The sequence below is a fragment of the Parabacteroides sp. PH5-46 genome (assembly GCF_029892785.1).
Classification (GTDB): domain Bacteria; phylum Bacteroidota; class Bacteroidia; order Bacteroidales; family Tannerellaceae; genus DFXE01.
The window spans coordinates 1-16198 of sequence record NZ_JARXXA010000006.1 but is presented as its reverse complement, the minus strand read 5'-3'; the positions used below and the strand labels follow the sequence as shown (position 1 = coordinate 16198).

At 35.6% G+C, this 16198-nt stretch carries 9 protein-coding genes; 1 reads left to right on the top strand and 8 read right to left on the bottom strand.

The window, feature by feature from the left end:
* Positions 1 to 99 precede the first annotated feature (99 nt).
* From M2470_RS07695 to M2470_RS07675, 5 genes are read right to left on the bottom strand one after another with little or no spacing between them, the layout of a single operon-like run.
* On the bottom strand, positions 100 to 837 hold the full coding sequence (locus M2470_RS07695; RefSeq protein WP_280744679.1) for an N-formylglutamate amidohydrolase: 738 nt from the start codon (positions 835 to 837) through the stop codon (positions 100 to 102).
* Positions 824 to 1987, bottom strand: a complete 1164-nt coding sequence (locus M2470_RS07690; RefSeq protein ID WP_280744680.1) for a DNA cytosine methyltransferase — start codon at positions 1985 to 1987, stop codon at positions 824 to 826. The genes M2470_RS07695 and M2470_RS07690 overlap by 14 nt, the downstream gene beginning before the upstream one ends.
* A complete protein-coding gene (locus tag M2470_RS07685) occupies positions 1935 to 2978 on the bottom strand; it encodes a PD-(D/E)XK nuclease family protein (RefSeq protein ID WP_280744681.1) in 1044 nt (347 codons plus the stop codon). Before M2470_RS07685 ends, M2470_RS07690 begins: the two co-directional genes overlap by 53 nt.
* Positions 2975 to 8899 (bottom strand): DEAD/DEAH box helicase, encoded by a 5925-nt coding sequence (locus tag M2470_RS07680; protein WP_280744682.1) that lies wholly within the window; start codon positions 8897 to 8899, stop codon positions 2975 to 2977. Before M2470_RS07680 ends, M2470_RS07685 begins: the two co-directional genes overlap by 4 nt.
* A 4-nt stretch (positions 8900 to 8903) precedes the next feature.
* Positions 8904 to 11813: a hypothetical protein gene (locus tag M2470_RS07675; protein ID WP_280744683.1), complete on the bottom strand. Its 2910-nt coding sequence runs from the start codon at positions 11811 to 11813 to the stop codon at positions 8904 to 8906.
* Between the two features lie 269 nt (positions 11814 to 12082).
* On the opposite strand from M2470_RS07675, the gene M2470_RS07670 reads away from it, so the two are divergent.
* Positions 12083 to 12889 (top strand): ADP-ribosylglycohydrolase family protein, encoded by an 807-nt coding sequence (locus M2470_RS07670; RefSeq protein ID WP_280744684.1) that lies wholly within the window; start codon positions 12083 to 12085, stop codon positions 12887 to 12889.
* On the opposite strand, the gene M2470_RS07665 is transcribed toward M2470_RS07670, so the two are convergent.
* The 3 genes from M2470_RS07665 to M2470_RS07655 all read right to left on the bottom strand — a co-directional run bounded on the left by M2470_RS07665 (position 12851) and on the right by M2470_RS07655 (position 16071).
* Complete coding sequence (locus M2470_RS07665) at positions 12851 to 14734, bottom strand: leucine-rich repeat domain-containing protein (RefSeq protein ID WP_280744685.1); 1884 nt, start codon at positions 14732 to 14734, stop codon at positions 12851 to 12853. The two genes, M2470_RS07670 and M2470_RS07665, sit on opposite strands and share 39 nt — an antisense overlap.
* A gap of 99 nt (positions 14735 to 14833) precedes the next feature.
* The gene (locus M2470_RS07660; RefSeq protein WP_280744686.1) at positions 14834 to 15298 is read right to left on the bottom strand and encodes a hypothetical protein; all 465 of its coding nucleotides are present in this window, start codon (positions 15296 to 15298) and stop codon (positions 14834 to 14836) included.
* Positions 15299 to 15519: 221 nt separating this feature from the next.
* Positions 15520 to 16071, bottom strand: coding sequence for a hypothetical protein (locus M2470_RS07655; protein WP_280744687.1), 552 nt, complete (start codon positions 16069 to 16071; stop codon positions 15520 to 15522).
* Between the last annotated feature and the right edge of the window lie 127 nt (positions 16072 to 16198).

The window sequence follows — 16198 nt, the reverse complement described above, 5'->3', positions numbered from 1 at the left end:
ACCGTTTTACAGCACCGTGCTTGAGTGCTAAAGGATAGGGCAAAGGTAGGGAAATAATTTGACATTCAGATAGGCGTAGATTGAAAGAAAAGCGATAGTCTAATAACTTGCGACAGAACTAAGTTTTTCAAGGATAGCGATAAGAGCGCTATGAATTTTGTAATAATCAGTTTGTAGTGTTAGGCCTTTGTTTAAGTAGATACGTTTATTGATCTCAATCATCACCGAATCATGTATTGTATTGTTCACAACCAAAGAACCACTGTAAGGATAATTCAATGCTACGGAATAGTTCCGAAACTCCAATATCTCTTTCATAATGAGGCATATTTCCTCTCCCTCCTCATCGTTGAAGCCCAAACAAAAATCGGGCAATATGCCTTTTTTGAAATCCTGGTCACATATGTATGTTTCATTACTAAAAGAATGGCAATCGATCAGTAATGGCTTGATATTATTGTCATTTAGTCTTTTGACTGAATGATACAAGTTGGCATGATGCTCCCAATACACTTTGTTGACTTCTGCCAAATTGATAAGATCAACATCTCTAATTGTTTTCAAATTGACACCATGCGTATAGCAATAGCCCATCCCCCTTTCGAACATAAACTCCTTTGAGTTATCGAAATACCTTTCCACATCACAATAAATGCGGGAAAAACCAAATTTGATCATTTCCACATTTTCCATGGAGTTACTAAACAGCTTATCTACAAAATGATCTGTTAGGCAATCGATCGACTGAGCCACTTCTTCCCTATCATGAAATTCATCCCAATTCGGAATATAAGTCGATGCGTGGGGGATATGTAAAATAAGATTAGGGTACATCATTATCTATATCATATTTACAATTGCTCTTTAGGAACAAATAAAGACTATTTGCAACTGCTCTAGCTAAAGGAATGGGAACTCCATTGCCAATAAGTCTAAATTTTTTAGTTTTAGATATGGTTGATGGTAGAATATAATCATCAGGAACTCCTTGGATTCTTAACACTTCTCGCACACTTAGCCTCCTGTTTTCATATGGATGTAAATGAACTTCATTATTCCCATAACAAGCAGTAGGACTGTATCTATATCTATGCAGGCGTTTATATGAATGACGGACCGTATCTCCTTCATAGATTAGTTTTCTTTGTTCAATATTTTTTATCAAAGGAAAAAATTCTGTCGAATTTGCTATTTTATCATCCTTTTCAAGGCAACTCTCAACACAAAGTTCTAAAGGTATGAGTTTGTTTTTAATAGGAGTTTCTCCAAATGGGTTCATCTTAGGCCAGGGGAATTTCGTCTTTGCATTTTCAAATATTGGCTTTGGTATAGTGAAATTCATAGTATAAATATTATCATTTATCTCTTTAAGTGGCGGGATGAAATATTTTTTATTAAGTCCAATAAGAAACATTCTCTCTCTGTTCTGAGGAGTACCAAAGTCAAGAGCGTTTAAAACGAAGCGATCTAAATAATAATCATCAGAACAATATTTTAATACAATACTATCTAGTATCTCCTTTGTCTCTTTATTGTATAACAATCCTGGCACATTTTCCATAAGGAAAAAGGCAGGTTGCATTTTTCTAATTCTATTAAAAAACACAAGAGTCATTCTACCACGTTCTCCATCAAAGCCCGTTCTTTTTCCATTCATTGTAAAATCTTGACAAGGAGGGCCTCCAATAATTCCCCATAATAAAGGTTTTCCATATGGAAATGCTTTTTCTTCTATATATGACGGAGATAATTTTGTTAAAGATTCTATACTTGTTATTTTATAATCTATATTATTTCGCAAAGATGACATCCCGGAGGCATAAAGCTCCGCAAAGCAAGGATCAAATTCATTTGTAAAAACAGTTTCGAACCCGGCATCCTCAAACCCGATATCCAAGAAGCCTCCTCCTGTAAAAAATGAGACGATAGGTATTTTATTTAACAACATATATTCTACTCCATTTTTTTCCTTTATATAGTTTCCCATAATGCATCACTTTAGAGACAGACAGGGTAACTATTCGGACATTTTTTCCTATAATTTCTTTTAATTCGTTTACCGAATAATACGACATTTGTGTAACTATCATTGTTTCTTCATTCTCTCTTTTCATGGTAATCAATCCATAATTGTTAACATCCTCAACAAATCCATTTACATCTATCGGCAGAATTTCTCCTTCCCAGTAATCATCACAAAGATGCCTAGATTTACAATAGAGACAGTTTTTATCTATATCCTTTGAAATTAACAGTTCTTTACTTCCCTGATTCAAAAGATCTACCATATCTATCACTTGCCTATATAGGCTTTCTAAATCTTCTTGAGTGAAACAAATACTCTCTTTTTTACCATCAATATCAATCAAAGTCAGTTTGGATACCTTCTTGTTATAATTTAACTGATAAAGCAGGGCATACAGCTTTAACTGAACGGCGTAAGCCTCTTTTACATTTCCCGCATCATCATAAAGTACACCTGTTTTGAAATCGATTATTTCTATAGTATCATTTGAAATATTAATCTTATCAATGATACCATGTATGTAATCAACCCCCCAAATCGCTACTTCACAAGTCTTTCCTCTTTCAGAATCAACAGATTTATATAATGGTATTGCAAATATAACTTTTTTGGTTTTACTGTATTTAATCCAGTCTGTAAGAAAACCTTTTCCTGCTTCCCCATAGTTTTCTATCTCTTTTTCTTTAAGCAATGAATGCCACGTTGTATCAAAATCGGTTTCGGTTTTTATGATTCCAGAATAACGTAGTTCAATGATTTTGTGAATGATTGAACCTAGGATAGCCTTTGGTGTTATTGGGAGTTGATACAGTTTATTACTTTGGATAACTGCATTTAATATATATTGATATTTGCAGCCATACAATAGAGCGGCAAAGCTACTTGGTTGTAGCTTTGCTATCTTAGTATGTTCTATTATTTGTCTTAATTCTTCTATTACAGGTATCCTCATCCCATTAATTTTTCAAAGCAAGTGCCTTCCCTTCTTAACAAGTTAAAGGTATCAATAAAGCGACAATTTTCTGGTTCTATTTCATTATTACATATTATTTCTGCTAAAAGCGGATTCAGTGATATATCTCTTTTCCACAGAGGGTGGGTAACAAAAATTGCCACCTCATTATGTATAAAACCTGGAATTCCACCGTCTATCACCTCTGCTTTTGGATAAAAATCATTCATAAATTGATCTCTAAGCGTCGTCGCCTCCTGCTTCCAATCCATAAGTTCCGGATAGTCAAAGTTGCCATTTAATCCAACATCGTAATTAGAATCTATCATTAATCGGAAAAGGCTAATTCCTAATCTCCAGTCGAGTAAACCATGATAAGGCATATTCCGGAACGTTTTGATACACTTCGTACAAGAGTCTTTACATGAATTCCTGTGGGATTCTGCCATCATTTGCGCAAAGTAATCATCTTCTCCATCAAGAATTCGTTTTTCATACTGATCAAAATGATCGAAAAAGTCAACCACAAAACCAGAGCCATTCACTAGTTCGTCTGCCAAACAGATTTGCCCTACCTCATTATCGTTAACCTTGACAAAATCGACAATTTCTATTTCTGCCGGATCTACGTCTAATCTGGAAGCAATCGCTCGCTGCAAAATAAAAGCTAACGAATAATAAGCAGATCTTATACCTTGAGCATAAAAGATACTGTCTTGGTCTAAATCAAATGGATTTAGATTTAATCCCGCTGGGACCTCATTAATTTTTAATTTAAGTACATTTGTTACTTTACGTGCTGCAATTCTAATCGTTTCTACATTTTCTATTTGAGTAGCAGTCGTAGTATAGTATTGATTTTTGATTTCTGAAGGAACATTTATGTCTAATACAATTGGCGTCCTTTGTTCATTGTATTCTTTGAGTTCATTTATAATCCAATATTCAGCATTAGAGTTGATTTGGCCTCGATATCCATCACTGAATTTCAGAGTGGTTTTGGCGCCTTGCAACTCTTTGTCATTGAGCCGCCAGGTAAAATCTCGCTTTGCAAGTTCAAGAAAAACATTCTTATTAACCGGAGATTTCTCATCTGCAAAACCATTTTTTTCAACCTTGACTCCTGATCGAGCAACAACTGTATTGTAATCATCATTTTTGTTTTCACCTGGTGTCATGTCTGTAATAAAGGCTTCCGGTGTTCGAATATTTATTGCATCCAATGATTGTCCACAATGCTGACAAAACATTGCGTTCGGATCTATTTGCTGGTACTCATCTAAACTATATGTTTGAAAATATGAACAAGATTTGTTTTGACATTTTAACATCCATCTTTGTAGTGAAAACGACGGCTTGTCCGAATTAAAAACCAATTGTTCAGGCCAACCTACTTTTGCAATTTTCATTCCTCTAGGAGCAAAACCAATAGAAGTAACCACTTTTTTATCTTTAATTTTCTGATTGCCTGGAACAAAATCATAAATAGCCATATCGAGATTTCTGTCAATAACCAGAGGTTTATTATTATCTTTGTGATCATCGAAACCAGTATACATATCACGGACACGTGAAGGCATTCCATACAAAGGTAGTATACCAGCCTCAGCCAGTGATTCCGCCAATGACTCCTCTGTGATATTTGGATTCTCTACTGCTTTATCAATTAAGTCTAACAGTTCTTTTTTGACCCAGCAAAACAACGAATCCAGATCGTTAGCATTATTATCAGTCAAAGAATTAATAACAGATTTAATCATATCATCATTGTTATTAATCCATGCTGCAACTCCATCCTTTAATTTCTGTTGAGGATCAACCACATTAAACCACTGTTCCTTACGTCCAAATTGACCATGAATATTTTTTTCCAGGTCTCTCTCCAGAGATCTGAAAGCATGAAAGAGGACTTCTTTTGCAATAAGTCTTTTTAGAATATCCTTTTGATTATGTTTTCTTTTCAAATCTTTTACTGCCAAAAACGGAGTTGGAGGCAAGTCACCTGTTATTCTATGCGGATTACGAAAATAATACTCATCATGACTTCGACCTCTACATAAAGTTTGCGCTATGGAATATGCTTGCCCTCTACGTCCTGCACGTCCTACCCGTTGTTGATAATTGTAACGCTGTGGTGGCATATTTGCAAGCATAATGGATTGTAGGTCTCCAATGTCCACTCCGACTTCTAAAGTAGTCGTAACACTTAACAATTCTATTGGTAAAACTTTTTTCAAATCCAGTCGTTCATCTCGGTTCTCCTCTATAATTATATCTCGGAAATAACGCTGCCGCTTAAACTGATCATCTGTTTGCCCAGTCAGCTCTTCACAATGAATCTTGATAGGTTTTCTATTCTTGATCTTATTTAATAGAAGATAGTTACTACTCCATATTTCTTTAACGCTCTTCTTGCATTCTTCATCTAAAACAGCTCCACAATTACAGCAAACACCACCTGATTTATGCAAATGCACCTTCATACACTTCTTACAGACAAAAGCATTTGAATCATTGTTTGCAAAATGGATATAGAGCGAATCTGTATCAAGGATCAAGTTATTATGCCTTTTTCTATTAAGAAATTCATTAATTGCACATCCTAATCTGTTATACCCCCATCCTCGGCCATCAATTCCACCATTATTTTTTGTCACACCACTTCCTTCTATTGAGTAATTGATATTAAACAGGTCACATATTCTGTTGATATATTGGCGAATAGAATGTTTCTTCGATAGATCTTGAAATGTACTGTCATTAACAGGAAAAGACGAATAGTTATATCTGTATTTCTCTCCAAGCATACGGGAAACGGAATCCAAAACTTCTATGAAATTTTCAGGTGATATTTGGTTGGATATATTATTATTCCTCGTTACGTTTTCAATCAACAGCCTGACTTCATCTACATCTTTGACGACAGAAACATAACCAATCCCGGATGATTCAACGCTATAAAACAAACGACCAAAGAGCGACGAAGCTAAAGCCTTTTGAATTTCCTCTTTAGATATTCTTTCAAGATTAATCCACCCATCATTTCCTGGCATTAATTCAAACCAGTTTCTCCATTCATGGCCAACTCTGATTTTTTGAACTTGCCAATTATTCCCTGCCGGATTGATTCCTAACTCCCAGCATTTTTTTACGATCATGGCATCAGCCAAACCATCAGGATTGATAAGTTCCTTGAATTGTACAACGCCCATTGCCTCTAATTGTTGTTCCAACTCATCAATTTGCCTACTAACACTACGTCTTACTCCAAGATTAGTTTCTGTTCGCCTTTGCTCTTCTAGTTCCTGTATCCTCCTATTAATATCCTCAAGATCGATATCCTCATCACTATTTATCAATAAATCTCTTAACACATCTGTATAATGGTTTCTCTCAATATCATTTGCCACATTCGCAGCTCCTTCTCTGCTATCAGAAAATACAACTAGCTTCTGTCCTTCCCTCGTTTGTGGGAGCTGATAAAATAATTCTTTTGTAAATATCTGAGTAACTTTTCCAAAACCTGTTCTAAACGCCCTTATTGGTGATTTTCGTTTTGGCGCTCGGTATCTATCTGCAGCACAATGAGGACAATGCATAGGGAGAGCTAAAGGGTCATTCCCGTTTGTGTTTTCATATAAAAAACCCTGAATCCAATCAGTTACTTCGTCTTCCATGATATCTTCATCAAACAGGATTTTCCCTTGCTTTTTATTAAGGCCACACTTCTTCCATGAAATACCAGCGAGGTTACCAACATTCTCATTTCTAAGAAAAGAATCTACATCCTTAGTAGAATCAGTAGGATAAAAAACAGCATAATCACTGTATAATCTTTTCTCTACAAGAACCTGTGAAACTCTTTCTGGTAACTCATCAATGCCTGGGCTATTTGAGATTAGTTCAAGATAACGGTTTTCTCCATCCCTATACATTAATTTCTTACCTCCATAAAAAATAGTGCCACAGGTTTCACAGTATAACAATTCTAATACTCTATGCCTATTTTCAGGATCAATAATTAGTGGGGAAGGATGCAACTTTCCAACTGGTAATAATTCTTCTTTTTGTTGCTCCAAAGTCGCCCAAAGCCCTTCAATATTTTTAAAGAAATAATGAAATCTAAATCGAGGTAGAGAAGTATTTACCTTATTTCCATCTATATCTCTATATACATCGAACAACCCTCTTGCAATAAGTAATCCTTCTGCGGCATCTCTTAATGTCTCTTTATCCTCTAATTCTCCAAATAGTGCAGAAGTAAAATACCTATTCAGACTATTATCATCTCCAATTTTTTGTTCAAAAGCAATAGCTCGATGCCTTGGTTTTTCATCAACGTTCTCTTCTTGTATCCAAAAGGAATCTAACATTCGATTACCCAAAGCTAGTTCAGTACTATTAAGGATATCAAGCAGTTTTTCTATTGGAGAATCTTTAGAACTTGTAAAACCAGAAAAGTCCTCCAGAGCTTTTGATACATCACTATATAGATCGCTTAAATCTTCATTTTCAAAGGAGTCCTTGTCTTTATTAAACTGCTCTTTAAGCTTCACAAAAGGCTCTGTGGGTAAATAATTAGAAGGTTCATACTTTCCTTCAAGCTCTTTACTCTCTCCCTTTACTATATTATCTGCATTAAATTCTGTCCCAAAGAAATCTTTTAAATATAGCAAGCTTTGCTCTCCTTCTAATGACGCAGAAGATGCTAATATACGCAATTGGGAACTATCTGGGGTTAATCCTAAACGTGCAATAAGCAAACGTAGCAGGTAGGCAATTTCTGTACCGGCGGTTCCCCTATTCAAGTGTAACTCATCAATGATTAGATGGAAAACACGAGTGGGATTCTCTTTGTCTTTTTCACCCTCTAACCAAGCTTTTGTTTTTTCTATGATAGGAAGATCGACATCACGCATCATCATTATCGCAAGCATCGAGTAGTTGGTAATTAAAATATCCGGGGGAGTTGCTTGCATATCAAATCGACTTCGCATTTCAGACGAGATGAAATTATCTTTACCCTTTATGCGTTGAAAGAAAGCTCTATTCTTATCTCTTTCTGCATGTTTCTCTATATCGTTATCACTTTTCTCAATCGTCTTAAGCTCCTTTTTCAATTTTTCCAATAACCGCATGTTATGATCTACATCGGTGTTAAACTCTCCTGCCACGGGAGTAGTTCCATTGTATCTACCAAAAAAGATACGATTACCTCCTAATCCTTTTTGTAGAAAGTCATGAATGAGATCACTATCTAATGCTTTTCTCAAGCGAGTAGTCTGATCTTCAACTAATGCATTCATAGGATAAATGATCATTGCTCTTACCGCAGCTTCTCTTTTCTCACCATTCCGTTGAAGAGCAATAGGAGATAATACATTTCCTACTACAAGCTCCCTTGCTCTATTTTTCCTAATATTATCCTGCCACCAAGGATTATGTGTATAAGTGGGGCTTTCCCAATTCTCGGTCACAGCCTCTTTCAGTATCTGAGCAAATAAGGGTAGTAAAAAAGATTCCGTTTTGCCAGAACCGGTACCAGATGTTATGACACTATTTTTCCCGGACAATGCCTGTTTTAGCATTTGTTCTTGATGAGCATATAAGGGATAATTCATAAGCCCCTTTATAATGAACTCGTTAAAAACAGTTCTTGCGTTTTCAGGCATAACTTCATTAGAAATATCTACTTGATCTATGCTGTTTCCATTCGTTCTATATTCAGGCATAGGTTCGATCCAAGGGGTTCGATATAGTACTCCATCTGTATTCAACAGTTCGTTCCGTCTTCTTTCAAATGTGTCAGTTTCTGGATCATTCGAAGAATACCTCGTACCAAACGCAGTCTTAACATATAGAAGAAAATTGTCTTTAATTTCTTCAAATGCTCCAATTGGATTAATAAGATTTTTTGCCATAATACTATAGTTGATTTAATTTTTTAAGAATACTTTCTATTGATATCCCGTTATTGTAAGGGCTTTCCCATATTTTATAACATCTGTAATAAGTGTTCATATAGCATTTCACTTCTGGTCTTTCACTACTCATTAGGGAAAATGCGCGTGCATAAACTTTAGGGAATCGCAATCGTGCTGGAATTCGTAATTCGTTGGCACCTTTATCAAACTGTATAAACTTAACTCCATACAAATACATAACCACAAAGTATCCCCAATATTTATCTATTGGATACTGGCTTCCTTTATACCATAGAATCGTTCTTTCTTGATATGAACCAGGGCTATATGTAACCAAATCTAGTTGAGAGTCAAATGTACTCTTTTCTCTTAAATTATTATTGTAATCCAGACATTTTATGCTCTGATAAGCCCTTACATCAGATGGAAAATCGAATATCACATTCCCTTCATTAAGGATTTCACGTGTGTATTCCTCTATAGAAGGGATGTTTTGGAACAAAGAATCGGCTAATATCTCTGTTCTTTGGAAAACACAATTTAATTTGAATGCTATATTAACAAGGTTATCTAATACTTTAGTATGTAGGATGACTTGTTGAGGCAATAGCACATTGACCGCTGAAGAGACATACTCTATTTCAACTGAAATTCCCTCACAATATCTTTCAAGTTCGGAAATAAAATCAACACTTCTTGCTCCGATTAAAACAGCACGATAACCAGAATCTATTGGGTATACGTGTATTGGTGTTACCCCATTTTCCACAATAGGTCTATGCCCATGCCTAACGGGCAAAAGCACAAGAGTCGGTTTGTTCACAGTTATTATATGTTTCTTATTGTAATAATCATGATTTACGAACCCCAATCTTTCGTACTCACTTAACAAATCAAACTTTCCTTTCTCTATAGACTCCTTATTATCATCAGTTTTAATCCTACAAACAACGCTTCTAACTATGCCATCAAATTCTTTTTTGTCCAACTCGCCTATTGAGGATAAAGCATAAAGGATATAGTCTCTGTTCCCGTAGAAATCAGAAGTGAAGCTATTATTGGGGGCAAATTGATATACAGGCACTACTGTGTTACCAGGAATTATCATTCTTAACCCTTGAGTTATCGCATCGTCTAATCTTTGCACATATTCACCAAATTTGTCTCTGCAAGAACCTCTCAAAGTTTCCGTTATAGAACATTTCGCAAAAGAGTATTTCCTTTGAGAAGTAAAGACAGGCTTATCATTCATATATGCTACAAGCCTGAACTCGTCATCCATATATGCAGCATGGTTCAGATTATCCCCCAGTTCCCATGTACAAGCAAATTTATTCTTAAGCTCTATTATTTTTCTGTCAATCTTGTCAAACTCAGCAAAAACTTTATACCCTTCCGTTATTCCAGGAATATCAAATAGTAAGGGGAAGTCATTCAGAAAACGCACCGAGCCATGTGTGGAACTTAGTACTATATTGTTATCGTGATCGACAACGATACAATCTTCTCTCAATTCTTTGAAAGACAATAAATCGCAATTATTGCAAGAGTGTTCTGCATTATCTATCTTATAAAGCAGAAACGATTCTGGACAGTCATATTCTGATAAATGAACAGCATTCGCCTTGAGCCAGTTAATTATATTCTCCTCTCTTTCATGAATCAGCACATAGTACCTTCCGCCTTTTTCATACTTTGCTTTAGACACCCATAGATTCTCTGTCCGATATTGTCGAAACAGTATTATATTTCGTTTGTAATAAATAGCTTTTACGTTGTTGCTTTCATCCTTTAGAGAGATTTGTTCGTGAACACCGCCTAAATCACTAAATTCAAGATTACTCCAGCCATCTGAGTCAATATATACTTCATCCAATTCTTTGTTTCCTTTTCTAAAACACAAAGTTTCTGGACTCTCCATCGGGTTTTTATACCACACTCGATGGCGGAGGATAATGCCCTTATTTTCTGCATTTATTCCAGGAAACCTCAAAGTTAAGTAAAGGGGATATACTGTTCCATTTTCTTCAAGAGTGGAAGTGTTATTCTTCTTAATTTTAGTAAAGGTTTTACCATCCCAATTATTATAAACCTTTTCAAAAATAGAGACTAATTTACTCTCTGCTGTTTTCAGAGCCAAGTCTCTTTTATTTGTATTGCCTTTAAATATTACATTCAAAGCTTCATCTTTCTTATACAAACGTAATATGTCTTCGGATGAAAGAAAAAGATCTGGAGGTAGCTCTAATTTGGAGAAAAGTAGTTTTAACCGATTTGTGTCTGACTCTGATATTAAAACTTGACTGTAAATAGCATGTACCCAACGATTTCCTCTATTTCGGACCAAATCTGGTTTTTCGAAAATACCCAATTGATGATTTTTTGTCCATTCCTGTAGATGTAACAAAATATCAATTTTACCTTCATCTCGATTATCTTCAAACAATTTTCTAAACGAAGCTGTACAAAAATCGTTTTCATCAAATTTAATCAGATTAGCACTAAAAAACGTTCTTACTTTATCATAATAACCAGCATCTGTTATCTTGCTCTCATTAAGTGCCTCTACCAATGGAATTACTAAAACAAGAGCAAAAGTGAGATATAAAGGATATTTTTCGTTTCTATACCAATTCAAGCTATTGTACCTATAAGCTTCTTTAACTTTTTCTATATATGAATCTTTACGCAAGTCCACATGAACACCTTCTGCCAAATCAAACTTTGGATTATTGATGGCCTCAATAAAATCTTTCCAGATTTCTTCATCGGTCATTACAGAAGTGCTATTTCTTTCTTTATAAATCTGAATTATATCCCTTTTAGTCACGTATAGGAATACTTCCATGTCCTTCTTGGCTTTATTAAAAAGAAAATGAGCAATACAATCATTCCATTCTTTGTAATTCATGTCATCAAATCATTGATAATAAAAGCACACAGTTACATCAAAAAGCAGCACAAGCACATTTTGTGTAATCTTAATATATTTATTCTTACAAACTTACTGAAAGCATTTTAAATTTACAACATCCTGCTATCCATATCGTCCACGCATGGACAATATGGACGGTATAATATCAAAAAAACTGTGTATTGTGTATATTTGAGCTCAGTTAATACTTAAGATTTAAGTCTAATGAGTAAAATAACACATCTAAAAATATAATTCCAAAAAACATGAACAGCATAACCAACTCTCCACCCATCCTCCTTGGTGCCATCGCAGGTGATATCATCGGATCAAAATATGAGTTTTCTAATATTCATACGCTGGATTTCCCGCTTTTTGATGAACGAAATGAAATAACCGATGATACGGTGATGACTGTTGCTGTTGGCGAGTGGTTATTGACTGGTGAAAGTCTGAGCGGGATCATGCAGGACTATGGATGGAGGTATCCGAATATGAGCTATGGCAGCTCTTTTAGGAGGTGGCTACTTGCGGATGATCCACAGCCTTATAATAGTTGGGGGAATGGTTCTGCTATGCGGGTTAGTTTGATTGGTTGGGCTTTTGATACATTAGAAGAAACTTTGGATGTGGCCAAAGCAAGTGCGGTTGTTACCCATAACCACCCGGAAGGGATTAAAGGAGCGCAAGCGACAGCTACCTGCGTTTATCTAGCACGCATGGGATCGTCTAAAGAGCAGATAAAAGCGTATATAGAGAATACTTTTGGTTATGATCTCCAACGCACTTGTAATCAGATACGACCAACTTATCACTTTAACGAGAGCTGCCAGGGAACAGTTCCGGAAGCAATCATTGCCTTTCTGGAAAGCAATGACTTTGAGCACGCTATTCGCTTAGGAATCTCTTTAGGAGGGGATAGCGATACGTTGGCTGCTATTACCGGAGGTATAGCAGAAGCTTATTACAAAGTCATACCAGAACATATTCAACAAGAGGTGATTGCACGTCTGCCAGGTGAATTTATAGAAGTCCTACGACAGTTTTGCTATAAATTTATTGCGAATAGGTAAGATGTTTTTGAATTTTCCCCAATGCGGATCATTTTTATAAGTCTCGATAGAGACTGATGGTACATATAATTTGCAAACGTCATAATCGATATCCCAAGGCTCATAAACAGAGCAAGGAGATTCGTTGCCGATTGTTATTGTCTTTAGGTTAGAACAACCCCAGAAGCAATCTTTCTCTATTGTTGTGATATTTTTTGACAGATATATTTCGGATAAACTTTCACAACATAAAAATGCTCCTTCACCGATTGAAGTGACCGAATCTCCAAGAGAGACTTTTGTTAAGTATTTATTGTAGGCAAATAGATATTTACTAATCGATGATATCGAGTTAGGAACACGAATGCTTTGTATTCCACATTGGGAAAAGGCTCCTATTTGAATCTGCGAAACCGATTCGGGAATGATTACCTTTCTTAAACAATCACATCCCCAAAATGCAAAACGATTAATACTCTTTACTGTATTCGGAATACGGTATGTATCTCCGACACCTCTTGCGCAACAAATCAAAGAATTCTTCTTTTTGTCAAATAATACGCCATTCCTTGACGCATAATGTTCATTGTCTTTGTCGACAAAAATAGCATATAACAAAGGAGAGATTGGACGCTTACTAACTATTTTCACAAAAGAGGCAGGCAAATAGATCTTCACAAACATTTCAACATCTTCAACATCCTCGATCTCAGTCAACCTCCCTTCAAGAACCGAGAAATTAAAACTCTTTATGCCTTCACAAACGACTATCTTTTTTACTCCTTTAAGTAATTGCCGCCATTTCTTCATACATCCTCTCACATTCATCATACCCTTTCCTTCCAAGTAGAGGGTACTTTCTTCTTTCTGCCAAGAGAATGTGTTGATTGTTCCGCTTGTTTCTATTTGGATATAGCAAGGTTGTGTCACTTCGGTGACAGGTAAAACACTTTTTAGACAGTCCCAACGCTGATCTTTCCTGTAGGTCTCTATAAACTCAGAATGAACAAACAATGCACAAGCATAAGTGTTAATCCCTAAGGCCTTAAAATTTTCATAAGAGAAATTATTAGGAATTACTATTTTCTTTAGGCTATGGCAACCTAAAAAACAGTCCTTTGACGCCTTTTGGATATTTTTCGAGATATAGACTTCGGAGAGTTTTTCGCAATCCTTAAACGCATTCCACCCTATTGAAGTTACAGAATCGGGAATATAAATATTGTTCAAATTCAGACATTCTTCAAAAGCGCTGAATCCTATCCCCGTTATTGTTATTGGAAGATAAATTCTCTTTAGATTATGACAGCCCTGAAAAGCAAAATCAGCAATATAACGCATACCTTCCGAGATATATACCTCCTCTAACTTACAACATCCGCTAAAAGCATAAGGACCCGCCCAAACTACTGATTCTGGAATGAATAGTTTTGTTAAATTAGAACAGCAACTAAAAGCACAGCTTCCAATCGAAGTTACTGTATCTGGGATGTGGTATGTTCCTTGTAGTCGTTTTAAGCAGCAAATTATGTGTGTTTTGTTCTTGTTAAATAGTACATTATTCTCTACTGTATAATGATTATTATCTTTATGTACTGATACAGATTGTAGTCTACTGCAATCTGTGAGATTTAGTTTTTCTACTGAAGCCGGTAAGTAAAGTTCTTCTAATCCGTGAAAATTATTTTGTACTGTATCAATGCCAAGAACTCCTTCTCCAATAACAAGTTTTCTTACACCTATACTTATTTTATCCCATATATCTATACATTCTCTGCTTGTCAACAATCCTTTCCCATCCAAATACAAGATATCTTTATCCTCTCTTCGCCAGGAGAATGCGCCAAATGTGCCACTTCCGTTCATATACAGAATACCTTTTTCTCTCCACCAATGGTATGTGGCGGTAGTTTCCTTTGTTTCCGTTTGCATTAATTCAATAGGTGTCTTATGCCTTCGCGATAGTTACTCCACTTTTATGACTGTCATTGCCGTAATCCCTGATATCTTTCCGGCAATAAAATCTCCTATATTTTCATTATTCCGCATCACATTGTAAATATATAAAGGACGATTCATAAGAAATATCTCAACCTCAACGATATCGCCAATTTGTAATTTGGAATTTATGCTTCCAACAACTGTAAATACTAATTCTTCCTGATGTTCTACTACGACCACTCGTTCAGGAGAATATTCAAAACGCACTTTTTCTCCCTTTTTTAATGTTCTACTTCTAATCATTTCATTACGGCGAACGTATGCTGATGACATTATTGGCTCTGATATATATTGCAAAAGCACATCCCAATCATCGAAGCCAATGTAGTTCGCTATAATATCTAAAGTACTCAGACGAGGTGTTTGGACGCCATCCTTGATAAATCCGAGTAAACGTTTAAGTGTATTTGAACTGACACTTTCTTTCAAGGTGTCTGCTATTTCTCTGGATATATTTTCACAATCAGAAGGATATCGAATTTTCTTCCCATACTTATTCTCTAACAGGTTGACTATATAAGGTGATAGCATATAACTTTTTTCACAAACATACAATAAATAATGATACTATTTGCTACAATGGATAAAATGGATAGGGTTGACATTGATTCGGGTTTTAAGTTAATCCACAAAATCAGAAAAACCAACCATCATTTCTTCAGACTATGATTTGTCAATGTACTTTTAAGGCTATCGCTTTCCGCTTGTATTGCTCTGATATCAATGCTTTGTTGGTAATAGTTCTGATTCAACAGTGTATAATCATTCTGCTGTTTCATACAAAACAGTGTGAGAATAAACACCAGTAATCCAAGTACTACAATAACCAAAGACGATTTTCGGAGCTTGAAGAACTTAAAATTTAAGTATGACTTACCATCTACCTTTGTCTGCTCCTCCGACTCGCGCATTATCCCCCACATATTGGAAAGTATCTCGTATATACCATGAGTATGTTCATCCAATTGCCCGAGATTCGTATAAATGGACTTGAAATGAGAATCACAATGAGTACCAAGTCCTTGAATATATTTCTCTATTTTTTTGACGATTTCATCTTTATTTACTCTTAACTGAGACGTTATATCGGCTTGTTCCTGTTTTGGAACAAATTCCTTTTGTTCCTTTAAGTACCGTTTTATTGTTCCTTCTATTTCCGATAGCTTTTCCCATAAAGCATCGTTTGATACTGATTTACTCATGTTATTTCCTGTTTTTTAGTTATTATTTTTTTGTTTTATCTTCTTATACCCCTACGATTTTCGGGCTTCTTTTTCTTTTTCAATGCTTGCTGACGCAAGTATTCCGCTTCATTCTCATCCTGATTGG

What these genes read in the sequence shown, in the direction of transcription:
- M2470_RS07675 (WP_280744683.1), bottom strand. Translation starts at nt 11,813, where the DNA reads ATGAATTACAAAGAATGGAATGATTGTATTGCTCATTTTCTTTTTAAT.
- M2470_RS07670 (WP_280744684.1), top strand. Translation starts at nt 12,083, where the DNA reads ATGAACAGCATAACCAACTCTCCACCCATCCTCCTTGGTGCCATCGCA.
- M2470_RS07690 (WP_280744680.1), bottom strand. Translation starts at nt 1,987, where the DNA reads ATGGGAAACTATATAAAGGAAAAAAATGGAGTAGAATATATGTTGTTA.
- M2470_RS07680 (WP_280744682.1), bottom strand. Translation starts at nt 8,899, where the DNA reads ATGGCAAAAAATCTTATTAATCCAATTGGAGCATTTGAAGAAATTAAA.
- M2470_RS07655 (WP_280744687.1), bottom strand. Translation starts at nt 16,071, where the DNA reads ATGAGTAAATCAGTATCAAACGATGCTTTATGGGAAAAGCTATCGGAA.
- M2470_RS07695 (WP_280744679.1), bottom strand. Translation starts at nt 837, where the DNA reads ATGATGTACCCTAATCTTATTTTACATATCCCCCACGCATCGACTTAT.
- M2470_RS07665 (WP_280744685.1), bottom strand. Translation starts at nt 14,734, where the DNA reads ATGAACGGAAGTGGCACATTTGGCGCATTCTCCTGGCGAAGAGAGGAT.
- M2470_RS07685 (WP_280744681.1), bottom strand. Translation starts at nt 2,978, where the DNA reads ATGAGGATACCTGTAATAGAAGAATTAAGACAAATAATAGAACATACT.